20 protein-coding genes are annotated in these 24871 nt (G+C 65.6%); 12 read left to right on the top strand and 8 right to left on the bottom strand.

Annotated elements, in window-relative coordinates:
• Positions 1-263: 263 nt before the first annotated feature.
• The 5 genes from FIV42_RS25080 to FIV42_RS25060 all read left to right on the top strand — a co-directional run bounded on the left by FIV42_RS25080 (position 264) and on the right by FIV42_RS25060 (position 5452).
• Positions 264-989 (top strand): hypothetical protein, encoded by a 726-nt coding sequence (locus tag FIV42_RS25080; RefSeq protein WP_141200348.1) that lies wholly within the window; start codon positions 264-266, stop codon positions 987-989.
• A 150-nt stretch (positions 990-1139) separates the two neighbouring features.
• Positions 1140-2771 carry a hypothetical protein gene (locus FIV42_RS25075; protein ID WP_141200347.1) on the top strand — a complete coding sequence of 544 codons (1632 nt, stop codon included), beginning with the start codon at positions 1140-1142 and terminating at the stop codon, positions 2769-2771.
• A 63-nt stretch (positions 2772-2834) separates the two neighbouring features.
• Complete coding sequence (locus FIV42_RS25070; RefSeq protein WP_141200346.1) at positions 2835-4265, top strand: right-handed parallel beta-helix repeat-containing protein; 1431 nt, start codon at positions 2835-2837, stop codon at positions 4263-4265.
• A gap of 102 nt (positions 4266-4367) precedes the next feature.
• A complete protein-coding gene (locus tag FIV42_RS25065) occupies positions 4368-4562 on the top strand; it encodes a hypothetical protein (RefSeq protein ID WP_141200345.1) in 195 nt (64 codons plus the stop codon).
• On the top strand, positions 4559-5452 hold the full coding sequence (locus FIV42_RS25060; RefSeq protein WP_141200344.1) for a hypothetical protein: 894 nt from the start codon (positions 4559-4561) through the stop codon (positions 5450-5452). The genes FIV42_RS25065 and FIV42_RS25060 overlap by 4 nt, the downstream gene beginning before the upstream one ends.
• 179 nt (positions 5453-5631) lie before the next feature.
• Here FIV42_RS25060 and FIV42_RS30800 read toward each other — a convergent pair whose 3' ends face one another.
• The gene (locus FIV42_RS30800) at positions 5632-5928 is read right to left on the bottom strand and encodes a group II intron maturase-specific domain-containing protein (RefSeq protein ID WP_222615316.1); all 297 of its coding nucleotides are present in this window, start codon (positions 5926-5928) and stop codon (positions 5632-5634) included.
• A 13-nt stretch (positions 5929-5941) separates the two neighbouring features.
• Positions 5942-6889: a group II intron reverse transcriptase/maturase gene (ltrA, locus tag FIV42_RS25055; protein WP_222615315.1), complete on the bottom strand. Its 948-nt coding sequence runs from the start codon at positions 6887-6889 to the stop codon at positions 5942-5944.
• Positions 6890-7704: 815 nt separating this feature from the next.
• Between ltrA and FIV42_RS25050 the strand changes: the two genes are divergently transcribed.
• Positions 7705-7965: a hypothetical protein gene (locus FIV42_RS25050; protein ID WP_141200343.1), complete on the top strand. Its 261-nt coding sequence runs from the start codon at positions 7705-7707 to the stop codon at positions 7963-7965.
• A 46-nt stretch (positions 7966-8011) separates the two neighbouring features.
• Here the strand turns inward: FIV42_RS25050 and FIV42_RS25045 are convergent, their stop codons facing one another.
• Both FIV42_RS25045 and gloA read right to left on the bottom strand, forming a co-directional pair.
• Positions 8012-9067 (bottom strand): NAD(P)-dependent alcohol dehydrogenase, encoded by a 1056-nt coding sequence (locus FIV42_RS25045; protein WP_141201403.1) that lies wholly within the window; start codon positions 9065-9067, stop codon positions 8012-8014.
• Between the two features lie 288 nt (positions 9068-9355).
• Positions 9356-9910, bottom strand: a complete 555-nt coding sequence (gloA, locus tag FIV42_RS25040) for a lactoylglutathione lyase (RefSeq protein WP_141200342.1) — start codon at positions 9908-9910, stop codon at positions 9356-9358.
• A gap of 431 nt (positions 9911-10341) precedes the next feature.
• Between gloA and FIV42_RS25035 the strand changes: the two genes are divergently transcribed.
• The 3 genes from FIV42_RS25035 (at position 10342) to FIV42_RS25025 (ending at position 13883) form a co-directional block, all read left to right on the top strand.
• Positions 10342-10872, top strand: a complete 531-nt coding sequence (locus tag FIV42_RS25035) for a transposase (RefSeq protein ID WP_141196618.1) — start codon at positions 10342-10344, stop codon at positions 10870-10872.
• A complete protein-coding gene (locus FIV42_RS25030) occupies positions 10869-11864 on the top strand; it encodes an IS3 family transposase (RefSeq protein WP_141196617.1) in 996 nt (331 codons plus the stop codon). Before FIV42_RS25035 ends, FIV42_RS25030 begins: the two co-directional genes overlap by 4 nt.
• A gap of 264 nt (positions 11865-12128) precedes the next feature.
• Positions 12129-13883: an L-aspartate oxidase gene (locus FIV42_RS25025; protein WP_141200341.1), complete on the top strand. Its 1755-nt coding sequence runs from the start codon at positions 12129-12131 to the stop codon at positions 13881-13883.
• A gap of 392 nt (positions 13884-14275) precedes the next feature.
• Here the strand turns inward: FIV42_RS25025 and FIV42_RS25020 are convergent, their stop codons facing one another.
• Both FIV42_RS25020 and FIV42_RS25015 read right to left on the bottom strand, forming a co-directional pair.
• Positions 14276-15016 (bottom strand): hypothetical protein, encoded by a 741-nt coding sequence (locus FIV42_RS25020; protein ID WP_141200340.1) that lies wholly within the window; start codon positions 15014-15016, stop codon positions 14276-14278.
• A 250-nt stretch (positions 15017-15266) separates the two neighbouring features.
• The gene (locus tag FIV42_RS25015) at positions 15267-16088 is read right to left on the bottom strand and encodes an oxygen-binding di-iron domain-containing protein (RefSeq protein WP_222615314.1); all 822 of its coding nucleotides are present in this window, start codon (positions 16086-16088) and stop codon (positions 15267-15269) included.
• 805 nt (positions 16089-16893) lie between these two features.
• On the opposite strand from FIV42_RS25015, the gene FIV42_RS25010 reads away from it, so the two are divergent.
• The gene (locus FIV42_RS25010) at positions 16894-19203 is read left to right on the top strand and encodes a heavy metal translocating P-type ATPase (RefSeq protein WP_141200338.1); all 2310 of its coding nucleotides are present in this window, start codon (positions 16894-16896) and stop codon (positions 19201-19203) included.
• A 56-nt stretch (positions 19204-19259) separates the two neighbouring features.
• Complete coding sequence (locus FIV42_RS25005) at positions 19260-20189, top strand: class I SAM-dependent methyltransferase (RefSeq protein WP_168210929.1); 930 nt, start codon at positions 19260-19262, stop codon at positions 20187-20189.
• 3 nt (positions 20190-20192) lie between these two features.
• Here FIV42_RS25005 and FIV42_RS25000 read toward each other — a convergent pair whose 3' ends face one another.
• Positions 20193-22595 (bottom strand): CHASE domain-containing protein, encoded by a 2403-nt coding sequence (locus tag FIV42_RS25000; protein ID WP_141200336.1) that lies wholly within the window; start codon positions 22593-22595, stop codon positions 20193-20195.
• 33 nt (positions 22596-22628) lie between these two features.
• Positions 22629-23228, bottom strand: coding sequence for a hypothetical protein (locus tag FIV42_RS24995; RefSeq protein WP_141200335.1), 600 nt, complete (start codon positions 23226-23228; stop codon positions 22629-22631).
• Between the two features lie 161 nt (positions 23229-23389).
• On the opposite strand from FIV42_RS24995, the gene FIV42_RS24990 reads away from it, so the two are divergent.
• Positions 23390-24868 (top strand): M20 family peptidase, encoded by a 1479-nt coding sequence (locus tag FIV42_RS24990; protein ID WP_141200334.1) that lies wholly within the window; start codon positions 23390-23392, stop codon positions 24866-24868.
• The last annotated feature ends 3 nt before the right edge of the window (positions 24869-24871 follow it).

The raw sequence follows: 24871 nt of genomic DNA, 5'->3' as shown, positions 1-24871 counted from the left end.
CCGAACCAGCACCTTGAGGAGAACGACGAGAAATCGCCCATGACATCCGCCCGAAAATCGCGATCACTTTGGCCGAACTGAGCGCGATCAGTTTGCCCGTCCGTTGACATCTAGTGGTGCAATCTCGCCCCCCTCGTAAGGGAACCAGGTTCCCCGACGAAGCCCATTCTATGCGGGTGCGCGCCCTTTCGCCCCTTCGCCGGTGCCCTCGCTTCGGTCGGGGCGCGGCGCCTCTGGCCCGCCCTGCGGACTCTGGCCGCAGCTTGCATGTCTCCGGCGGCGCGAGCGCCGCCCAAACACGTTCGGGACCCGAAACGGACCCCGGCGCCGCAGAGCGGGCGCGCGCCCCCGACTTCACGCCCCTCGTAAGGGAACCAGGTTCCCCGACGAGCCGCATTCTATGCGGGTGCGGGGACACCTGCCCCGACAGCGGCATCACGGTAACCTCCGGCCTCGACAACGGTGACGGCGGCGGAACCGCGCGCAACGGCAACCTGGAAACCGGCGAAGTCGACTTCACCAGCCACGTCTGCGACGGCGCCAGCAGCGGCGGCTCTCAGCTCGTCGACGGCAACGGCACGGTGATCGGTACCGTCCTCGGCGCCAGCCTCGAGCAGGTCGCCGTGCGCACGGGCAACGGCTACCTGGTCTCGCTCAAGTGGGACGGCACCCCGACCATCACCTACACGCTGTACTCGAACACCGGTTGCAGCGGCACCCCGTACATCTACCTCGACGACGTCGAGCAGAGCATCCACGCCAAAACCGCAGTCTGGTCGGTGCAGAGCAACGCCTATCTGCTCCCCAACAACCCGCAGAACAAGGCGGCGATCTCGAGCCAGCAGAACGCCTACGCGAGCTACTGGGACATCAGCACGGGCGCCTGCTCCGATAGCGGTAGCACCATCTGGAGTTGGCCGGCGAGCACGGTGAGCAAATCGACGCTGGGTCTTCCCTCGACCATCGTCGCCCCGCTGACCGTCCAGTAAGTCAGCCCCCTCCTTCACCTTCGAGCGGCTCCGGAGCTTCGCCCCGGGGCCGCTTCTTTTTTGGCGAATCGACTTGTGTCCAAATGACACCGCCTCGCAGGGCTGGTATAAGCAGGTCCCCTGTCTACAGCCCGCTCTCGAGTGTGAGATATGAACACCCCCGTCGCGTCGCGCCTCGCCGTCTCCCTGCTCACGTCCATATTGGTGCTCTCCGTGACCGCCTGCAGCGAAGATACGGGCGACTCGAAACGCCAGCGCAGCCAACCCGACGCCGACGCGGGCGCTCCGCAGGACACCTCAGCGGGCGAAGACGCCGCTCGCGCCGATGTCGCCCCCGATACGTCCAGCCCGGATACCGGACAGGACGTCGGCCAAGATACGACCCCTGACACCACGCCCGATACCTCCACGAGCCTCACGCTCGCCGCCGACCTCGACATCACGGGCATCCAGGCGTTCCAGACCATCGAGACGAAGCTCGTCGAAGACGGCGCGCCGGTCGTCTCCGACGTGCCGCTCGTCGCCGCACGCGAGACGCTCTTTCGTGTGGCCGTGACCCCCGCGGCGAGTTGGACGCCGCGTGAGGTCACCGCCGAGTTGGTGCTCGTCGACGACGCCGACGGCCACACCGAGACCATCACCGACACGATGACCGTCAGCGGCGCGTCGAGCCCCGACGTGCGCGACTCGAGCTTCGAGTTCCGCGTGCCCGCCGGCACCCTCACCGCGTCGATGTCCGCCTCGTTCCGCCTGCTCGGCGACGGCGGGCCGAGCGTCGAGGACACGACCGCCTCGCCCGCCCGCTGGCCCCAGGACGGCTCGACCGCCCCGCTCGCAGCGAGCGAGGAGACCGGCGAGTTGCACGTGGTGCTCGTCCCCTTTCGCTACAACGGCGACGGCTCGGGCCGCCTGCCGGACACGAGCCCCCAGCAGCTCGCCCTCTTCGAAGACGCCCTGCGCGCGCTCTACCCCGCCGTCGAGCTCCGCCTCGAGGTGCGCCAGGCCATCGACTGGGACGGCTACGTCGACTGGGGCGACTTCAACCGCGAGCTTCGCACCCTCAAGCAAAACGACGGCGCCGAGCACGCCTACTACTACGGGCTCATCAAGCCCGCCGACACCTTCTCCAACTACTGCGGCGGCCGATGCACCACCGGCCAGAGCTTCACGGTCTCTAGCGCCGACTCGACGAGCTACCGCGTCGGCTCGGGCCTGGGCTTTTCGGGCGAGCGCTGGGCGTGGACGCTCGTCCACGAGCTCGGCCACATGCACGGACGCGGCCACGCGCCCTGCGGAGTCTCTTGGTGGAGCGAAGACCGCTCGTATCCCTACGCCGAAAACTCGGTGGGCGTGCCCGGCTGGGACGCGCGCACCGACACCCTCTACGCCCACGACGACGTAACCGACTTCATGGGCTACTGCGACGACCTGTGGGTCTCCGACTACACCTACCTGGGCATCCTCGACCGCATGCGCGCGGCCAACGCGCTGGTCAACCCGATGTCGCTCGCCCCCAAGACGACCTGGCGCTACATCAACTGGAGCCAGAATGACGCTCCCGAATGGGGCCGCCAGACCCACGAGCGCGACCCGTCGACCGGCGAATGGGCGACGGCCATCTTCACCAACCGCGCAGGCGGCGAGGTCGACCGCCGACAGGTCCCCCTGCTGCGCTACGCGCACCTCGGCGAGCGCTCGGTGCTCGTCCCCGAAGCCCCCGAAGGAGCCACGCACGTCGAAGTCGTCGCCCCCTCGACGCGCTTTTCCCTTGCGCTCCCGTGACCTCACGCCGTAAAGCTAAAAGACCCTCATTTACGATTCTTTGATGCTTGTGCGGTCCAAAACATGAAGAAGACGACGATCCTGCTCGTATTGCTGTTGGCCTCGATGACCGGTTGCTCCGACGACCCGGCGCCGAAGAACACCGACACCCTCGCCGACGCCCAGTCGGGCGACGACGCCGACTCCCCGGACGCCTCGACCGACACCTCCGACCCGTCCGACGCGGCGACCGACAGCGGCGCGGATTCGGGCGCCGACACCGGCTCCGACACAGGCCAGACCGACGCCGGCACAGACGACCCGCTCGCCTGCCCGGCGCTTCCGGCGAGCGACGGCGGCACCGAGGTGCGCATCGGCCCCGACCGCGCAGGCGAGCTGCCGCAGCTCGTGCGCGAGGCCGCCCCGGGCACCACGTTCCTGCTCGAGGACGGCACCTACAAGCCCGGCTCGCACATGCACTTCAAGGCCGACGGCGTGACCTTCCGCTCGGTGTCGAACGACGCAACCAAGGTCATCATCGACGGCGAGTACAACGTCACCGAGCCGTTCTACATCACCGCCTCGGACGTCACGATCGCGCATATCACCGTCAAGCGCGCCATCGACCACCCGGTCCACGTCACGCCCGGCGGCGGCAGCGAGAACGTCACCGGCACCCTGCTCTACGGCCTGCGCATCATCGACGGCGGCGAGCAGTTCGTGAAGGTCAACCCCAACGGCGACGACTCGGCCTTCGTCGACGACGGACGCATCGAGTGCTCCTACTTCGAGATGACCGACCAGGGACGCCCCAACGTCGAGCGCAACCCCGGCGGCTGCTACACCGGCGGCGTCGACGTCCACTCCTCGCAAGGCTGGGTCGTGCGCAACAACGAGTTCCACGGCATCTACTGCGTCGACGAGGGCCTGGCCGAGCACGCCATCCACTTCTGGAGCGCGTCGCGCGACACGGTCGTCGAGAATAACCTGATCGTGAACTGCGCCCGCGGCATCGGCTTCGGCCTGGTCGAAAACGGCCAGGACCGCCAGTACGCCGACAACCCGTACCCGAACGCCGGCTATATCGGCCACTACGACGGCATCATCCGCAACAACGTCATCTACGCGGACAACGCGTCGATGGACACCGGCATCGAACTCGCGCAGGCACGCGGCGCCAAGGTCTACCACAACACGATTCTGGCGACCGACGGGGCCACCAAGTTCTACAGCTCCATCGACTACCGGTTCTCGAATACCGACGTCGACATCCGCAACAACCTGGTCAACCGCATCACGCGGCGAAACGACGCGCAGGGCCAGGTCGAGAACAACTCCGAGGAGATCGCAGCGGGGCTTTTCGTCGACGCGGCGAACTTCGACTTCCACCTGCGTGATGACGCCTCCGTGGCCATCGACAAGGGCGTGACCGTCGAGGAGTCGGGCATCGACATCGACGGCGAGACGCACGACAAGGGCGCGGCGCCCGACCTAGGCGCGGACGAAGCTCGATGAGCATAGCCCGGGGCCGGCGCAATTTCTTCGCGAAACCGGCCCCGGGCGCGCTGCATCCCAAAGCCGTAGACGATTCGCTCGACTCGTGACACGGCGCCCGCCATGCTCCCTGACTACATCATCATCATCGGCCTCATCGTCGCTCACCTCATCCCCCTGACGACGGTGGTCATGTTCTTCAAGATCGACTCCAACCCGAAGACACGCCACCTGTTGCCGACACTCGACTCCTACGAGTTGCCCGACGAGTCGGCCAACAATGAGGCTCCCAAGCTGCTCCCCCACTATCCCGAATGACAGATTTCGAACGTTTTGTAGCGATTGATTGGTCGGGCGCCGGCACCGAAGACACCGCCGCCGACCTCGCCGCCGTACTCGCCACTCGCGGCCCAGACGGATGGGACTTCGAGCTCCTCGAGCCGAGCAAGCCTCGCCGAACCCGCTGGCGCCGCCGCGAGATGCGCGAGCGCCTCGCCGAGCTGCTCGCCCCCGACGAGCCCCGCACGCTCGTCGCGGTCGACTCGGGATTCACCTACCCGTACGGCACCGCCCGAGCGCTCCTGGACGAACCCACCGAGACGCCCTGGCGCGACCTCGTACGCCACCTCGCCCGAGCCTACGCCGAGCACGGTACGGCGCGCGCCGCCGCACGAGCGGTCAACGACGCAGCCGACGGACCGGGCCCGTTCCGGTTCAACGACAGCCGCAACGACTGCCGGTTCTACACCGGCCACCAAGTCGGCTACTTCCGCCAGGTCGAGATGCTCGCCCCGCAGGTCATCAGCACGTTTTATATGGGTTCGGGTGCAGCGGTGGGGTTTCACACGATCACGTTCTTGGCCGCCGTCGACGAACTCATCGACCGGCGCGAACGCGACGAGGTCGACTTCCAGGTGTGGATGCACGAGGCGTTCGACGCCGACGACGCCCATCACCTGCTCGCCGAATGCTACCCGTCACTCTTCGACGGTGTGAGGAAGGAGTTGGAGGACACGCGCCCCGACCTCAACGCTCACGAGCGCGACGCGATGGCCTGCGCCCGCTGGCTCGTCGAGACACAGGAGTCGGGCGAGCTCGCCGACTACTTCGAGCCGCGCGAGTCGCCCGTCGGCCGCCGAAGCGACTGCTCGTGGACCGAGCAGCTCGCGTTCGAGGGTTGGATTCTGGGCGTGCCCTGGCCGACCTAATCGGTGCGGGGGCATCTTGCCCTCGCCCCCCTTCGGTGCGGGGGCATCTTGCCCTCGTCTCCCTTCGGTGCGCGGGCATCTTGCCCTCGCCTCCCTTCGATAGGGGTAGGGACCCCCGGTTCACCGGGCGCCCCTCCCTCCAAACCGTACGTGCGGATTTCCCGCATACGGCTTTCCAGTCAGCGGGTTCCTTTTCGTAAGGACTCGAGTTCCAGCCGTCGGGCTTCGGCCATAAAGAAAAGCCCGTGGTTGGCAAAATAGGCGTTGGGCCATCGCACATTATCGGTGTGATTGGTGTGGCCCGAGATCTTGAGGCGCTTGCGCAGAATGGCGCGCAGTCGCCTACGGATCTTGCCGTCGAGGCTGTCAAACACGTTGAAATAACTGTGCTTGAAATATTCGTACCATCCGCGGACGGTGCGATTGATCGCCTCGATGATGGTAGCCAAGCTGTGGCCACTGGTGCGCGGGGTCAATTGCCGAATCCGGTCAAAGAAACCTCCGTTTGGCCTTCTTGCTCGGGTACTTGTTCCCGCGCTTGAAGGCGTAGCCCAGAAAGTCGAAACTTCCCTCGGACTCGTCGACGAGTTGGGTCTTCTCCGGATGTAGCGTCAGTTCGTTGGCTTGCACCCACTTTCTGACCACGTCGAGCGCCTTGTCGGCCTGCTCTTTGTCCCGGCATAGAATCACAAAATCGTCGGCGTAACGCACCATCTCAAACCCTTGCTCTTCCATCAGGTGGTCGAGCGGATCGAGAAAGATATTTGCCAGGAGCGGGCTAATCACACCGCCCTGTGGCGTGCCTCTGTGGGGCTTTTGGCTTTCCCCTTGGTCGACGACCTCGCAGGTAAGAAAGGCATTGATGAGCTCGAGAATGCGTCCGTCTGAGACCTTCTCCTCCACGCGCGCCATGAGCAAATCATGGTCGATCGTGTCGAAGTACCCCTTCAGGTCGGCATCCACCACCCACCGATAACCTTGCTTGAGAAGCCCGTCGACGCGTCGCAGCGCATCTTTGGCTCCCCGTTGAGGTCGAAAGCCGTAGGAATGACGAGCAAAATCTCGCTCGTAAATCGGCTCCAGTACCATCTTGAGCGCCGTCTGGACGATCCGATCCTCTACGGTCGGAATCCCCAGCGGTCGCTTCTCGGCTCGACCCGGCTTGGGTATCCAGGTTCGCCTGACGGCTCGGGGCACATAGGTCCCCTCTTTGAGCACGCGGCTCAGTCGCTTCAGGTTCGACTCGATGTGTCGCTCGTAGTCGGCGATCGTCATCTCGTCGACGCCTGCTGCTCCGTCGTTGGCTTTGACTGCATCCCATGCGCGGATCAGCGTGGCCTCCCGATAGACTTTGTCAATCAGGCTGAACCACTTGCCTCCTTTGACGCCCCTTTCGAGCGCCTCGAGCATCCGGTCGGTCCAGATCGCTGGTTCCACCCATGTCCATTGGGTCGGGGTGTCTTCGACTTGTTTAGTCCCGCAGGACACTGACGTCGATTGGTCTTCCATCGCTCTTTTCCTTCCTGATTCCACTTTCCTGCATCCCTTCGCTCCACCTGCTTTCCCAGGTTTCCTCGCTACTACGAATGCTCTGACTTCTGCCGGCGTCTTTTGACCCGTCGGCAGATCTCCTGGATTCATCTAGACAGCCACTAAGAACCATTCTGTCTCCAACCACCATGCACTCCCATCGCGTCACCGTGTGTTCCTTGGTGCGCGTGGCTTCCTTCGAGCGTACGCTCCTGTTTCGTTCCCTCGAACCGAGCCGTGTCTGTTCGGGGCCGTGGGCTTTGGGGTACGGGTTTTGCCCTTCTCCCGTATCTGTTTTACCGCTCGTCGGCATCCGGGCTTCGCCGACCGCACATAGGCTCGCCGAGTGCCTTTGGCTGAATCGAGTTCGCTTTCGCTACGGACTGGTTCTTCGTTACCTCGGTTGCTTCCCACCCCGCCTCGCGGCGACGCAGTTACCTTCAACTTCGGGGCGGAACTTGCCCCGGATGGACTCTCACCATCGCGCTGTCTAAACTCTCCAGCGCACGTGCGGGGGCATCTTGCCCTCGCCTCCCTTCGGTGCGGGGGCATCTTGCCCTCGCCTCCGCTCCGATTCACGAGGGCAAGATGCCCACGCACCAATCGCCTTCGGCGTACACAACCTGCCCAGTTTCAAAGCGCCGAACTTCACCTTGCCGTTTTGCTCTGCCCCCGCACGTTTTGTACACTATGGGCGACGCACCTCCCATCCAGGACTCCCCATGCTCTACGAAACCCTCATCATCTTCGCCTACTTCTTCATCCTCATGATTCCCCTGGCGACGGTGGCCGTCTTCTTCCGGCTCGACTCGCAGGGAAAGACCGACCAACTCACGGGCTTCGACTCCTACCCCCTGCCCGACGACGCCTCGCCGGCCGAAGACCCCGCCGATCAAACCAAGCTTCTGCCCCCGGCCGACCGCCACACCATCAGCCGTTGCGACGGCCCCGACCGGATGCCTGTCCACGACCGAACACCGTAACTTCGAGCACGTATCGCCCCCTCATAAGTTCTTACTTTACAAGTTCTCAATCGAAGCGAATCAGCGGCTTGATGATCCCGTCCTCTTTGGTCTTCATCATCCGAAACGCCGTCTCGATCTTGTCGAACCCGAAGGTGTGGGTCGTCATCGGGGTCGGGTCGACCCGGCCGCGCTCGAGCAGGCGCAGCAGTCGCTTCATGCGCACCTTGCCGCCGGGGCACAACGCGGTATTGATCGTCTTGTCGCTCATGCCCACGCCCCAGCCCAGCCGAGGGATCTTCACGTAGTCGCCCTCCCCGTGGTAGCCGACGTTCGAGATGGTTCCCCCGGGCCGGGTCGCCTCGACGCAGGCCTCGAAGGTCGCCTGCGCCCCGAGCGCCTCGATGGCGCTGTCGACGCCCTCCCCGTCGGTCAGCTCGCGAATCGCCTCGACGGCGTCGGTCTCGGTGAAGTCGACCACCTCGTCGGCGCCGAACTCCCGGGCGAGCTCTTTGCGCTGGGGCATGCTCTCGACGGCGATGACCAGCCCTGCGCCCTGCATGCGGCTGCCCAGCGTGGCCATCAGCCCGACCGGGCCCTGGGCGAAGACCGCCACGGTGCCGCCCATGGGGATACGGGCGTTCTCGGCGCCGGCGAACCCGGTCGACATCATGTCGCAGGTGTAGACCGCCTTCTCGTCGGGCACGCCGTCGGGGATGCGCGCCAGGTTCGCCTCGGCGTCATTGACCACGAAATACTCGGCAAACACCCCGTCACGCACGTTGGCGAACTTCCAGCCCCCGAGCATCTCGGTGCACTGCGAGGTGTAGCCGCGCACGCAGTTGTCGCACTTGTAGCAGGGCGTGATCGCGTTGACCGCCACCCGGTCGCCCACGCTCACACTCTCGACCTCCGAGCCGAGCGACTCGACCACGCCCACCGCCTCGTGGCCCAGCGTCAGATTCTCGCGCTCCCCGATCGCCCCGCCCACGGTGTGGGTGTCCGAGGTGCACACCAGCGCGACCTTCGTGCGCACGATCGCCCCGTTGGGCCCCGGATCTGTCGGTACAGGTTTGTCTGCGAATCCCGTCTCGCCAATCGTCTTCATGACGAAAGCACGCATGGTCTCGGCCATGGCATCCTCCTCCGAAGAAAGGTTCGGCCTCGAAAAAAAGGTTCGGCCCGATGTGCACCATCGTGCACACCCGAGACCGAACCTTTCCACGAAAGAGGCGAGTGCAAATGGAGCTTAGAGTTGGTTTCAAAACCGTTTTGAGGCACTGACAAAATGAAATTGTCGAGGCCAAGGCGAAAAGCGCAGGCGATGCCGGAGGCTATCGTCGAGCATTTTCAACGCAGGCATCGGCAATTTCACGAAGTCAGGGGCCAAACAAGGTATTGAAACCAGCTCTTAGCCCAGATGCTCTTCGAGCGCCTCGGGCAGACGCTTGGGCTCGAAGATCTCGATCCAATAGCCGTCCGGATCTTGGATGAACGCGATGTCTTTCATCTTGCCCCCATCCGGACGCTTGACGAAGTCGACACCCAGCTCGTCGAAGCGCTCACAGGCCGCGTCCAAGTCGGGCACCGAAAAGCCGATATGCCCGAAGCCCTTCGGCTCGCTGTTTCCGTTGTGATACTCGACGCTGTCGTCGTCCTCATCACCCCAGTTGTAGGTCAACTCGAGCATAGCCGGGCGCGAGAACGTCTGCACCAGGCGCTCGTCATCCCCCTCGGCCCACTCACCACGCTCGTCCTCCTCGACCACCGCCAAGAAGAACAGGCTGAACTCCATCTCCGGAAAGTCGAGCTTCTTGACCAGCGTCATCCCCATCACCCGCGTGTAGAAATCGAGCGAACGCTCGGGCGACTTGATCCGCATCATCGTCTGGTTGAACACGTACCCCTGGGTGGCGGGATCGCGCTCCTCGTACAGTCCGTCGGCTTCGTCGAAGTGTCGGCTCATCGGTTTCCTCCAATCAATTGTGGTTGGTCGCTTCTTCTATCAGTCGGCGCCAATATGCATACGGACGGGGGCTTTTCCAAGGTGCTTGGCTTTGCAAGAGAGGGTTCACCACGGGGAGCACGGGGACACGGGGGATAAAACAACATGGCCTTTCTCCGTGCCCCCCTGTGTCCCCGTGGTGAGTTCGCCGTTCTGCCCTGCGACGAGAGGGTTCACCACGAGGAGCACGGGGACACGGGGGACCAAACAACAGGGCCTTTCTCCGTGCCCCCTGTGTCCCCGTGGTGAGTACGCCGTTCTGCCCTGCGACGAGAGGGTTCACCACGAGGAGCACGGGGACACGGGGGACCAAACAACCCCAGGTGTCAGGATAGTTGTCGCCTCTTCGATTGTTAGTTTCATGGAACGAAGGGGCAACAAGGAGATCCGAGATGAGTCCATATCCTAAAGAGCTAAAAGAGCGTCTTGTTCGACGGATGCTCGACGAAAAGATCAGCCCGGAGAGCCTGGCCGAGCTGAGCGGCGTGGGCAAGACGACGCTTTGGCGGTGGAGAAAGGCGGCGCTCGATGGTGCCTTGCGTGCTGAGGCAAAGCCAGAGTCGGCACCCGAGAGACGCTCTTCGGCCGAAAAGCTGCGTCTTGTGATGGCCGCCGAGGCGCTCGAGGGCAAGGAGTTTGGCGCTTTCCTGCGCGAGGAAGGAGTGCATACAAGCGACCTTCGACGCTGGAGAGCGCAGATGTACGAGGGGCTTGATGGACGCACCAGGGCCAAGAAGGAGGCCACCCAGAAGCTGCGCCAGGCCCAACGGGACAAGCGCGAACTCGAAAGCGAGCTTCGCCGAAAGGAGGCCGCGCTGGCCGAGACGGCCGCCTTGTTGGTGCTCTCAAAAAAGGCGCGCCGGTTGTGGGGGGACGAGGACGCTCCCATGATCGGCAAGAGCGACAAGTCATCCTCGACATGATCGCAGAGGCGGTCTCCCACGGCGCGCGTCAGGCCCAGGCCTGTCGGACCCTGGGCATCAGCGAGCGCACCATACAGCGGTGGCGAAAAGACCCGCAGGCCGAGGACGCTCGCCAGGGACCCCACAGTCGGTGTGCGCACGCGCTCACCGACGAGGAGCGAGCACAGGTGGTCGCCATCGCCACAGGTCGTGAATTCTGTGATGTGAGCCCCCGGCAGATCGTATGCAGCCTGGCCGACCGGGGCGAGTATGTCGCCAGCGAGTCGACATTTTACCGCGTGTTGCGCGAAGAGAAGATGATGACCCACCGCCAGCCAAGCCGGCCGCCGAAGCCCAGGCCGAAGCCCGAATTAGTGGCCGCCAGCCCCGGCCAGGTCTGGGTGTGGGATATCACATACTTGCCCACCCAGGTACGCGGCCGGTTTGTCTACCTTTACTGGATCATGGACTTGTTCAGCCGCAAGATCGTCGGCTTTAGCGTCGAAGACCAAGAATCGATGGAGCTGTCGAGCCGCCTCATTGAAAAGACGATCCTCGCCGAACAGGTCGAGGCGAGCGGACTTTGCATCCACGCCGACAACGGGGCTGCGATGAAGGGCTCGACGCTTCTGGCGACGCTGGAGCGCCTGGAGGTGGCCGCTTCGTTTAGCCGCCCGGGCGTCTCCAACGACAACCCTCACTGCGAATCGAGCTTTCGCACGCTCAAATACCGGCCTGGCTACCCCAAAAAGCCGCTCGACGGCGTGCATGAATGGTCTGAGTGGGTCGAGGCGTTTGTCCGCTGGTACAACACCGAGCACTATCACAGCGGGATCGGCTGGGTGACCCCCGAGCAGCGCCACGCGGGCGAAGACGTCGAGCTGCTACAAAGACGCCAAAAGCTCTATGAACAGGCGCGCCAAAAGAATCCCGCACGCTGGAGTCGAAGGCCGCGAGGATGGACGCGCCCCGAAGAGGTGCGGCTTGCGCCGCTCAATTTACAAGAGACGTAGATAATTCAGACGCGACAACTATCTTGACACATACCGACAACAGGGCCTTTCTCCGTGCCCCCTGTGTCCCCGTGGTGAGTTCGCCGTTCTGCCCTGCGACGAGAGGGTTCACCACGGGGAGCACGGGGACACGGGGGATAAAACAACATGGCCTTTCCCCGTGCCCCCCTGTGTCCCCGTGGTGAGTTCGCCGTTCCACCGCAAGGCGTACGGACAGGCTGTGGTTAGGTTTCGTCAGTGAAGTTTCGACACGCGGAGACCGACATGCCAAAGACCCACAGACAACACACCACCGTTCTGATCATCGGCGCCGGCGCCGCCGGCTTGCGTACGGCCATCGAGCTCGCCGGGGCGGGCGTCGAGTGCCTGGTGCTCGGCAAGCGCGACCACGGCGATGCGCATACGAGTTGGGCGGCGGGTGGGATCAATGCGTCGCTGGGGAACCTCGACGAGGAGGATCGGTGGGAGGTGCATGCGGCCGATACCATCCGCGAGGGCCACTACGTGTGCGACCCGACCGCCGTGGAGTTGCTCGCCAAGCGGGCGCCCGAGCGGGTCTGCGAGCTCGACGAGTGGGGCGCGGGGTTTGCGCGCACCGACAACGGCAAGATCAACCAGCGCTACTTCGGCGCGCAGACCTACCGGCGCACGTGCTTTGTGGGCGACCGCACCGGCGCGGCCATCCTCGAGACCCTGGTGCGGCGCGCCCGGCAGCTCGACGTGCCGTATCTGGAGAACGTCTGCATCACCCACGTCGCCACCGACGACGGGCGCGCCTGCGGGGCGGTCGGCTTCGACATCGACTCGGGGGAGTACGTGGCCATCGGCGCCCGCGCCGTGGTCATCGCCGCCGGCGGGTGCACCGCGTTGTACGACCGCAGCACCTCGCGCCCCGACGAGAACACCGCCGACGCGGTCGGGCTGGCTTACCGAGCGGGCGCGCACCTTCGCGACATGGAGTTCATCCAGTTTCATCCCACCGGGATGGTCGAGCCCGAGGACCGCCGCGGTGAGCTTGTGACCGAGGCGGTGCGCGGCGAAGGCGGCCACCTGTTCAACGCCGAGGGCGACCGGTTCATGGAGGAGTACGCTCCCGACGAGATGGAGCTCGCCGCCCGCGACGTCGTCGCCCGCGCCAACGCCCGCGAGATCCGCCAGGGCCGCGGCACCGACGCCGGCGGCGTGCTGCTCGACATCTCCCACCGCGACCGCGACTTCTTGCAGGAGCGTCTCCCGTCGGTCTACGAGCGCTTCCAGGACCTCGGCATCGATATCGCCGAAGACCCGATGCAGGTCGCCCCCACCGCCCACTACGCCATGGGCGGCGTCTGCGTCGACTTCACCACCGGCCAGTCGAGCCTCGACGGGCTATACGCCGTCGGCGAGGCGACGTCGGGGCTGCACGGGGCCAACCGCCTGGGCGGCAACTCCCTGTGCGAGACCGTCGTCTTCGGCCAACTCTGCGGCGCCCACCTCGCCGACGCACTCTCCGACGAGGCCTCACCCAATGAGTCACCCAACCCCTCCCTCGACGACGCCGTTATCGCCCGCTACACCGACGAGCTCGACGATCTCGCCGACCGCAGCGGCGAGCATCGCCCGCAGGATCTAGTCGCCGCGCTGAGGCGCTTGTTGTGGGACAAGGCGGGCATCCTGCGCACGCAGGAGGACCTGGAAGACGGGCTCTCGGAGCTGTCGCAGATCATCGAAAAGGCCGGCGACCTCAGCGTCGACGGCGGCCCCGGCTCCGACAGCTTCCAGTGGGCGGTCAACCTGCGCTTCATGCTCGTCGGCGCCGAGGCCATCTTTCGCGGCGCGCTGATGCGCGAGGAATCACGCGGCGCGCAATACCGCGAGGACCACCCCGACGAAGCCGACGACTGGAAGGTCAATATCCCGTACGGACGCAGCGACGACGGCCACATGGAGCTGTGGACCCGCGAGGTGCCCGAGATCCCCGAGGCGGTGCAAGAGGCGCTCGAAGAGGAGCTGAAGCTCGACTATCACCACCTGGAGTAGAGCCCGGCCCCTCGAGTTGCAGCACTCTCGCTGACAGAAGGCCAGCCAAAGGCCTTGGGCTGGCGTTCTCGCAAGCAAAAACGCCAACCCAAACGAGTCGCGTTGCGGTTTTGGCCAGCGAGAACGCCAACCCAACGACCTTGGTTGCAGCACTCGCCCCCAAAGAACGGCAGCCAAGGGGCTTGGGCTGGCGTTCCAGCAAGAAGAATCGCCAACCCAACGGCCTTGGTTGGCGTTCTAGCAAGAAAAAACTCCAACCCATCGGTCTTGGTTGGCGTTCCAGCAAGAAAAAACGCCAACCTAGCAGCATTGGTTGGCGTTCTGGCAAGAAAAAACGCCAACCCCATGGTCGGGGTTGGCGTTCTCGAGGCTCGTGTGGCGAAACTCCGCGCTTACGCCTCCACCGGCTCGACCGGCTCGTCAGGAACAACGGGCTCGTCCGTCGAGGGGGTCGCCGAGTCATAGATCGACGACAGCGGCGGCATCAGCTGCGAGATGCGCTCTTCCGAACCGTCCAGCGACAACGCCGCGTCGACGAGCTTGCGCGCCGCCGAGTAGGCGCGTTTGGCGCTCGTGCGCGCGTCGAACAGCGCCTGCATCGCGGCCACGCGCTCGGCCTCCTCGGAATCGGCGGCTTCGAGCTTGGCCTTCAGGTTGGCATGCGCCTCCCGGGCGCGCTCGAGCGCGGCATGGCCGTCGGGAAATTCACCCGTCATGAATTCGATCGCCGTGGCCATCGCCGCCGAGGTACGGTCGACGCCCAAGTGAGAGAATTCCGACGGATTCAACGGCATCCCACGGCTCATGCGCCGCTCGTACAGGTCGGCGTCCTCGTTCGGGTCGGCCTTGAGCTCGTACAGGCGCGCGTTGCCGGTCGCGTGCAGGTGGGCGAAGGCCTCCTCGGTGTCGACCTCGGCGAGCGCGACTTCCTCGGCCGCACGCGCGGCCTCCTCGCCCTCCTTCTGCACGGCGGCGACCGCCGCATCGTAGGGCGCGAACTCCTGGTCGAGCAGGTTGTACGCCATCCCGATCATCTCGCGGCCGCTGGGCTGGGCCACCTCGATGTTCTGGACTCGGTTCTTACCACGGTTGAACAGCGCTTTGAGACCAATATCGAACTTAGCTTCGTGCATCACGTCTCCATTCGCATTGCTCCGCTCGCATGCCGCCAGCGGGGTCCCCCTCCCGGGGACAGTTCAGTTGTCGGGTACGTGCCGACGAATATGCCATGTTTTGGTTGGGGAGGCCAGCCGGCTCCCGGATACCGGCTCCGTGACCGCGACCGGCCCCGGGCTAGGACGCACAGCTTGTTCGAGGCGCACAGCCACCTCGGGGCGCGGTCGTCTCGACCGCCGGCGGCGCAGAGCACCGCGCCCCGGGGCGCTAAGCCCGCGCCTCACCACTCGGCGGCTCCTCCCCCATCATCGCCTCCATGGTGGCCTGGTCGGGCCCCACGAACGGGGTCACGCCGCGGGCGTCCCGCAGGCAGGCGGCGAGCGTGTCGGACAGGTCTTCGGCGGGGGGCAAGTGCCCGCTGAAGACGTATTTGGGCGCCAGGCGCTCGAGCGCGCGCACCGAGGCCTCGAAGGCCTCTTCATCGATGAACTCGAGCCAGGGGGCGTCGACGCTCGCCCAGGTGATCATGCCGTCGCGAAGCTCGTCGGGGTGGATTTCGGCGGCGGTCTGGGCGGGGGCTTTCATGAGGGTGCCGAAGCAGTCGGCGGCGAAGAGCGCGCGGGTCTTCGGGTCGAAGGCGGCGGTCGTCTCGGGGGCGTCGTAGGTGGGCGGGCGCAGAGCGAAGAGCTTGCGGTCGCCCAGATCGAGTTCTTGGCCCGGGTTGAGCAGGTAGACGCGCTCGGGGGGCAGCGGGCGGTGCAGGCCCATCTTGCCCATGCCGAGGTAGGTGGTGACCACCCGGGCGTTGGGGGCGCGCTCCAAGAGCAGCTCGATGGCGCCGATGTGGTCGGGGTCAGTATGCGTGAGCCAGATCCAGCGCAGCTCGTCCAGGTCGACGAGCTCTTCGAGGCGGGCGAGGAGCGCCTCGCGGGTGGCCGACAGCCCCGCGTCGACGAGGATGGGCTGCTGGGCGCGCACGAGAAACGCGTTGACCGGCAAGACGCCCAGGCCGGGCAACGGGACATACGATGAGAGGGCGAAGGTGTCGGGGGCGACCCGGGTCGGTTCGGCTAAGGTGATTTCTTCCACGGCGTCCTCCCTGGTGGACATGAGGCGGTCGACGGTGACGCGCACAACGTAGGGGCGTTGGGCTTGCGGCCAAGTGGGCGGACGCCGGTGCATACCTGGAAAAGAACCACTTCTGATAAGCCGACCATATAGGCCCCCGCTGCTTCGCGCCCAACGATTGTTCACAAGTCCGAATGCCGGATGAGGTCGACTCGAACCCGTGAACATGAACCTGCACGTGCACGTGAACGGTCTTTTCGACTGCTATCGAGCTCGAAACAGCAACTGCGCTCGAATCAAGCGCATGCGGTCACTCGCATTTTCGAGCAGATCTCTGTCTCACTGCTGGTTTAACTGCCGTTCACGTTCAGGTGCACGTGCACGTTCACGGGCTCGAATTGCCCTTCCAGCCCACAAGAGCACTTATGTATGATTGTGAGGCGCGGAGCACCGCACCCCGACCCCGTTGGGGCGCTCAGCCTGGCCGAGGCGCACAGCCTGATCGGGGCCCGGTCGTCTCGAGGCTGCCGCGAAAGCCTTTGGAGGCCGGGCATCTTGCCCTGGTAGCAAGGCTGCACGCTCCTGCAACCAGCGCTGGAAGCACTGCCTCCAAACGACGCCGCCCTTTTGCGACAGCCTCGTCTCGACCGTCGGCGGCGCTTTATGCGGGTTGACCGTGCTCCGGCCCGCCGCACGTGGACGACTTCCGGGAGGTTTCGATCTGTAGGCAATGACCATTCACCATCACTTTGGATTGTTGAGCGCCCCTGATGGGTTCCTGTAGTCGTGAGCCCCGAAACTCGTTGTATCTACCCGAGCACCTCCGATGTCGAACGTCACAACCACCACGACCTACCAAGTCAAAGGCCTGTGCTGCTCGAGCGAGGTCAAACTCGTCGAGGACACCCTCGGGCCGCTGCCGGGCGTCGAGGGTGTGCAGGTGAGCCTGGCCGCCGGCAGTGTGCGGGTGAGTCATGCGCCCGAATTCGATCCCGACCAAGTCGGCGCCGCGTTGGAGCCGGTGGGGCTTTCGGCCACGCCGCGAAAGCGCCCCGGGGCCGGGAGCATGCCCACGCGGCCACCCTGGTGGCGCGATGCGGATCTGCTTCCGGTGTTGGTCGCCGGGCTTCTCATCGTCGTGGGCGTGTTGTGCATGCACGTGTTCGCGCTGCCCACGGTGGCGGTGGCCAGCCTCGTGGTGGCGACCGCGGTGGGCGGGTTTCCCGTCTTCAAGACCGCGATTCGCTCGGCCAAGCGGCTCGACATGGACATCAACGTGTTGATGACCGTGGCGGTCATCGGGGCGCTGATTCTAGGCGAGTGGCTCGAGGCGGCGATGGTCGTCGCGCTGTTCGCGTTTGCCGAGTGGCTCGAAGGGGCGAGCATGTCGCGGGCGCGCAGCGCCATCGGGAAGCTCATGGAACTCGCGCCCGACGAGGCGCGGGTGGTGCGCGACGGCCAGGAAGAGGTGGTGCCCGTCGAGATGGTCGGCATCGGCGAGCAGGTCATCGTGCGTCCGGGCGAGAAGATCCCGGTCGACGGGGTCGTCGAGGCCGGCGAGAGCGAGGTCGACCAGGCGCCGATCACCGGCGAGTCGAAGCCGGCCCACAAGCGGGCGGGGGATGAGGTCTTCGCCGGCACGCTCAACGGGCAGGGAAGCCTCGACATCCGCGTCGACCACGCCCCCGACGACACCACGCTGGCCAAGGTCATCGAGGCGATCGAGACCGCCCAGCAGAACCGCTCGGAGTCGGAGCGCTTCGTCGAGCGTTTCGCGCGCCGCTACACCCCGTCGGTCATCGCCCTGGCCGTGCTCGCCGCGACCGTGCCGCCGATCTTCTTCGGCGGGGACTGGGAGACCTGGTTCTACCGCTCGCTTGTTTTGTTGGTCATCGCGTGTCCGTGCGCCCTGGTGTTGGCGACGCCGATCACGACCGCCTCGGCGCTCGCCCGCGCCGCCCGCGACGGGATTCTCATCAAGGGTGGACGTTTCCTCGAAGAGCTCGGGCGCATCCGCGCGGTCGCCTTCGACAAGACGGGGACGCTCACGCAAGGCCGGCCGCAGGTGACCGAGGTCGTGCCGGTATCCGGCGTCGACGACGACGCGTTGTTGCGGCTCGCCGCGACCGCCGAGAGCCGAAGTGAGCACTACCTGGCCCGCGCGATCACGCAGGCCGCCGACGCCCGGGGGCTCGACTACAACGGCGGGCGGCTGGTGTCGTTTCAGGCGCAGGTGGGCCGCGGCGTGGAGGCGTGGGTTGCCGAGGCCGACTTGGCCCAATCCAAACAAGCCCAACAAGCCAAACAAGCCCAACAAGCCGAGCAGGTCGAGATGGTCGCCGAGGCCGGCGAGTCGTGCTGCTCGGGGGGGTGCTCGTCGAGCGCGACGGCCGACGCGCCGGCGCCTTCTCGGTCGGGCGAGGCGGGCCAGAAGATCCTCGTCGGCAGCCGCACGCTGCTCGAAGAGCACGGCGTCGACTTCGACGCGGCTTCCGAGGCCAATTCGGCGAGGTGGACCGCGCTCGAGGAGCACGGCCAGACGGTCGTAGGCGTGGCCCGCGGGGACGAGTTCCTCGGGCTCATCGCCATCGAGGACACGCCGCGCCCGGAGGCGAAGGCCACCGTCGAGCGACTGCGCGGCGGGCAGGTCGGCGACGTCTACATGCTCACCGGCGACAACGCCGTGTGCGCGTCCGCCGTGGCCGAGGAGCTCGGCCTCGACGACGACGCGGTGCTCGCCAACCTGCTGCCCGAGGACAAGGTCAGCGCCATCGAGAAGCTGTCGAAGCGTCACCGGCACGTGGCCATGGTCGGCGACGGCATCAACGATGCCCCGGCGCTCGCGGCGGCCCCGGTGGGCATCGCCATGGGGGCGGCGGGCACCGATATCGCGCTCGACACAGCGCACGTGGCGCTGATGGCCGACGACCTCGAGAAGCTGCCGCAGGCCATTGACCTGGGCGCGCGCACCGGCCGCATCATCCGCCAGAACATCGTGTTGGCGCTGGGCATCAAAGTGGCCGTCTTCGCTCTGGCCGCGGTGGGAATGGCGACGCTATGGATGGCCGTGTTGGCCGACATGGGCACGAGCCTGTTGGTGATTTTCAATGGCATGCGAATGCTTCGCAGTGAATGAGTAGGCGGCGGCTGCTCCAGACCTGGAAGGTCTGCCTCCAAGTACGAGAAACCGGCATGCGAGAACAGTGGCGAGAGGCCTTCGGCGAGATGGCCCGTGAGTATTGGACCGACGAGCGCACCCGCGAGTTGACCGGCGGCAAGGACTTGTTGGTGCTGCCCGGCGAGGCGCCGGCGCTGTTGCGGGCGTTGGGGCTGTTGCATCGCGACGCGACCATGCCTCCGCCGCAGGTGAGCAAATACCTGCAGCTCAACCATATGCTGTGGCTGATGGGCCCGCCGCTTCGCGAGCTGATGGAGCGCTTCGGGGTGCTCAACTTCATCGACGCAGGCTGCGGGCGCTCGTACCTGACGACGGCGCTGGCGTGGTGTTTTCGGAACGTCTGGGAGCAGCCCGCGCGTATCCTCGGCGTCGACATCAACGCCAAGCTCGTCGACGAGTGCCGCCGACGCACCGAGATCACCGGCCTGCAGGATATCCTGCGCTACGAGGCGGCCGACCTCGACGTGTTCGACTCGGCGTCGGCCTGGAAGAGCGCGTTCGGAGACGGGGTCGACAAGACCCACGCGGTCATCTCGCTGCACGCCTGCGACACCGCCACCGACGACGCCATCGCGCTGGGCATCGCCGAAGAGGCCGAGCTCATCGCGGTGGCGCCCTGCTGCCAGGCGGAGCTCGCGCGCGGCTGGAAGGAGCTCGACGAGGCCGACGTCGACGGGGCCTTTCGGCCCATCTGGCAGACCCCGCAGCTTCGACGCACGAGCGGCGCGCAGATCACGGACACGTTTCGCATGCTCCTGCTCCGCGCGGCGGGCTACGAGACCCGCGTCGTCGAGTTCGTCCCCTCCGAGCACACCCCGAAGAACACGCTCATCCGCGCGATGCGCCGCAGCGACGGCGACCCCGAGGCGCTCGAGGAGTACCGCGAGCTTCGTCGGGCCACCGGCGGCGTGGGCATCAAGCTCGAGCGACTGCTCGAGGTTTGACCATCAATTCTGTTGTGTCCACCGCTCCAGGACGTCGTAGAGGCTCGAGGCCTTGACCGGCTTGGCGACGTAGTCGTCCATGCCGGCTTGCAGGCATCGCTCGCGGTCTCCTTTCATTGCATGGGCGGTCATCGCCACGATCGGCGTGTGCGTGCCCGAGCTCTGCTCGTTCGCGCGGATTTGGCGGGTCGCCTCGAAGCCGTCGAGCTCGGGCATCCTGACGTCCATCAGCACGATATCGAAGGCGCCGGGCTCGAAGGTCTCGACGGCCTCGCGTCCATTCTCGGCGAAGGTGATCTGGTGGCCCTTCTTCTCGAGCACACTCTCGACGAGGCGGCGGTTGACCCGGTCGTCCTCGGCGACCAGCACGCGCAGCGATGAAGATTGAGCGATCGGATACGTGCGGTCTGTCGCGTCGGGCTCGGGTGGGGCTTCCGGTTCCAACCCAAACTGACTGGTGAAGTGAAAGGTGCTGCCCTGGCCGACTTCGCTCTCCACCCAGATCTCGCCGCCCATCGCGTCAACCAGACGCGAGGCGATGGTCAAGCCCAGACCGCTACCGCGCCGTGCATCCCGCGCGGGTGCGGCTTGTTGGAAGGCGTCGAAGATCAACTGCTGCTTCTCCTCGGAGATGCCCACGCCGGTATCGCGCACGGCGAAGTGCAGGCAGGTCTGGTCGTTGCGCTCCCACTCGATGTCGACGTTGACCGCGACGCGGCCCTGCTCGGTGAACTTGATGGCGTTGCTCACCAGGTTCTCGACCACCTGACGCACGCGCAGGCGGTCGCCGACGAGGAAGCTCGAGGAGAGGCGAGGCGGGATATCACAACTGAGCTGCACGTCCTTTCGGCGGGCGCGAATCTCTTGGGTGTCCAAGACCTCGTCGAGCACGTCGCCGAGGCGGAACCGCGCATGCTCGAGGGTCAGCTCACCGGCTTCGAGCTTCGACAGGTCGAGGATATCGTTGAGCAGGCGAAGCAGCGAGTTGGCCGAGCGGTCGATGAGAGCGACGTATTCACGCGAGCGAGGGTCGAGGTCGGCGTCGAGCAGCAGCTCGGAGAAGCCGACGATGGCGTTCATTGGCGTTCGGATATCGTGACTCATATTCGCCAAGAACTCGCTCTTGGCCTGGCTGGCCGCCTCGGCGCGGTCTTTGGCGCGGCGAAGCTGCTCGCGCGACTGCGCCAGCTCGAAGTTCGACGCCTCCATCTCGATGGTGCGCTCCTTGAGGGCCTCATGGGCATCGCGAAGCTCGGTCGTGCGCCGGTCGACCTCCTCGCGGACCCGCAGCGTACGACCGGCCATCGAGGCGACGAGGGCGCTGAGCAGAAGAGTGGCGAGCAGGCCACCGCCCAGAGCGACGGCCGGGGCGAGGTTTTGGCGCGCCTCGACGTAGGCCACGCTGGGCTCGAAGATCAGCGCCCAGCGCTGCCCGGGCACATTGATCGGGATGCGCTCGCGCATGTGATACACGTCGTCGGTGTGCACCAGCCGGTCGATGAACCCCGGCTCTTCCTCGGCGACCTCGGAGCGGTGTTCGTAGAGCTTGGCCTTCCCCTGTGAGTCGCCCGGCGATGGGTCGAACAGCGCGAACTCGAGCTCGGCCACGCTGGGCAACCTCTGGAGCGTGCCGCGGATGATCTCGTCGATGTGGTAGATCACCCCGACAAACCCGAGCAGGTGCTCTCGCCGGTGGGCGACGGTCTCGGCCGGCGTGCCCGTCTGGTAGATGGGGTGGAAGCCGAGCACGTACGGTTGGTCCGCGCGCAAGCCCGGCAAGGTGGCGGGGTTCGACACCACGGCGCTTCCGGTGTCGCGCGCCTTCGCCAAGGCCTTCGCCAACACGGGAGACGAGCTCAGGTCGAGCCCCTCCAGCTGCGCCTCGATTTCGGGACCGATCAACGCGTAGTGAATGGGAAAATAGGGAGGCTCGACCGTCGTCTTAGAACCGTCGACCGCGCGCAACGAGTAGTTCGGGTCGAAGACTTCGCGGGTTTGCGACACGTGGGTGGACCGCTCTTGGCGGCTGACGCGATTGATCCACAGCATTCCTTCGACGCCGGGGCGGTATTCGACGAAAGGAGAGGCGTACTCCATAAAGTCGGCGCGCGGGACCTCGTCGAAGGCGACATATAGCGCGCTGAGCCCGCGCAGCGCGGCAAGCTCGGTGGCGAGCTCGAATTGAATGCCGGCGGCGATCTGGGCGCTGTCGGTCTGGAAGTCGGCGTTGATATAGGCGGCCTCGCGCTCGCTGAGCCACGACCAGATCCAGACGGTGGCGGCGAGGCCGATGAGGAAGACCAGTTTGGCCAGCCCCCAACGACGGATGAGCCGGCGCAATGACTCGTGGTTGGCCGACACCTCGTAGGTGCGACCGCCACCCTGCATTGTCTCTTCGGCGCTCATCCAACCTCCCGACTATTCTCAGGTGCAATCAGCTCATTCCAAGAAGACGCCTGCGTACAACAACCCCATCGTGGCGCCGTAAACCAGGTGGGCGAGCCCCACCCACACCGGTGTCATCCTGCCCAAGTTGGTCCCCGCCGGCCCCGGGTCTTCTTGGCGATGCTCGCGCATCTTGGGGTGGATGACGCCCATCGACGAGACCAGCAGCAAGGCGAGCGCGCCGACAAAGGCGCCCCAGAGCATGCCGCTGAACCAGTTGGTCGACCAGTTGAACAAGGCCATGGTGTAGGCCCAGCCCACGGCCAAGAGCGCGCCGAAGGCCAGGTGGATGAACATCCCCAGCGCGCGCGCCCCGGTGGTACGCGGCTCGGCCATCAGGGTGCCGAGCATCTCGTCGAAGCGAAGCCCCGTCAGCCCGAGGGCACGCCCCAGCCCATTGAAGGCGCTCATCGCCACGGCCGCGACGGTGCCGCTGATCAGCGCGCCTGGCCACGAAATGCCTCCCCAGCCTTCGATGATGACGCCAATGATTCCCAGCGCGACCGGAATGCCCTTGGCCAAAAAGACATTGAACAACCCCAAGCCCTCGGAATGCTGGGTGCGAGTATCAGGTGTGCCCGTCAGAAGGGACATCGGGACCTCCAGGTCTGATTTCGCCGCCTCCGAATTCACACACCAATGTTAGACTCACAGCGGCCGCCGACCAGAGTCGACGGGCGAATCACCGCCACCGAGTCCAGGCGAAACGCGGGCCCCTCTTCTTTTCCGCGCCCGTTCCCAGTAAGCTGTGCGACATGAAGAAATTAGTGATGACAGTGTTAGGCGGCCTAACCGCCGCGTTCGTCGTGCTCGCCGCTATCCTGCTGGTCCGCGCAGCCGGGGTCGAGTCCGTCCAGCCCGAGGTCTCTGCGCCGCAAGACTTACCCGAAGTCGATGAGGGTGCCGTCGAGCGCCTGGCCGGCGCCGTCCGGATACCGACCCTCTCGCCGGCGCAGTACACCGACAAGCAGCTCGCGCCCTTCGAGACGTTGACCGACTACCTCGAAACCTCGTTTCCGCGGGTGCACGCCGAGCTCGACCGCGAGAAGGTCGGCCCGTGCAGCCTGATGTATACGTGGGAGGGCCGAGACCCGGAGGCCAAGCCGGCGGTGCTCATGTCGCACCTCGACGTGGTGCCGGTCGAAGAGGGAGAGGAGAAGGACTGGACGAAGCCGCCCTTCTCGGGCGCGGTCGCCGACGGCTACGTGTGGGGGCGCGGCACGCTCGACATCAAGGCCGGGGTGCTCGGCATCCTGGAGGCGACCGAGACGCTGCTCCGAGCGGGCGCGCAGCCGAGGCACACCTTCATCTTTGCGTTCGGCTGTGACGAGGAAATCGGGGGCCGACGCGGCGCCAAAGAGATGGCGGCGCTGCTCGAGAAACGCGGCATCGAGCCGGCGTACGTGCTCGATGAAGGGCTGGTGATCACTGAAGGGATGATGCCCGGCGTCGACAAGCCGGTCGCGCTCGTGGGGTTGGCCGAGAAGGGGTTCATGACGCTGCACCTGACGGCGAAGGCCGAGGGCGGCCACTCGTCGATGCCGCCCAACGAGACGGCCATCGGCGTCTTGGCGCGGGCGGTCAAGCGGCTCGAAGACAACCAGTTCGACGCCGAGTTGAACGCTCCGGCCCGCCAGATGTTCGAGGCCGTCGGCCCGGAGATGCCCATGGCCATGCGCGTGGTCTTCGCCAATCTGTGGCTCCTCGAGCCGGTGCTCATCGGCCAACTCGAGAAGAAAAAGCAGACCAACGCCACCGTGCGCACCACCACCGCGGTGACCATCTTCAACGCCGGCGTGCAGGACAACGTGCTGCCGAAGACGGCGCGGGCGACCGTCAACTTCCGTATCGCCCCCGGCCAGACGCGCGACGACGTGATGCGACACGTCGAAGAGGTCATCGACGACGAGCGCGTCGAGATTCAGGCCGCCGAAGGCAGCTTCAACTCGAACCCCTCGCCGGTGTCGAGCAGTCAGACACCTGCGTTCGAGCACGTGCGCCGCACCACCCGCGAGATCTTCGGCGAAGAGACGGTCGTCATCCCCGGCCTGATGGTGGGCGGCACCGACTCGCGCTGGTTCACGGACGTGGCCGACGACGTCTATCGATTCATCCCCATGCGGCTGACCGCCGACGACACCAAGCGCATCCACGGAGTCGACGAGCGCATCGGCGTCGAGAACTACAAAAATATCGTGCGCTACTACATGCAGTTGATGCGCGCGAAGAAGTAACCC

The sequence above is a fragment of the Persicimonas caeni genome (genome assembly GCF_006517175.1).
Classification (GTDB): domain Bacteria; phylum Myxococcota_A; class Bradymonadia; order Bradymonadales; family Bradymonadaceae; genus Persicimonas; species Persicimonas caeni.
This window is presented reverse-complemented; position numbering and strand designations above follow the sequence as displayed.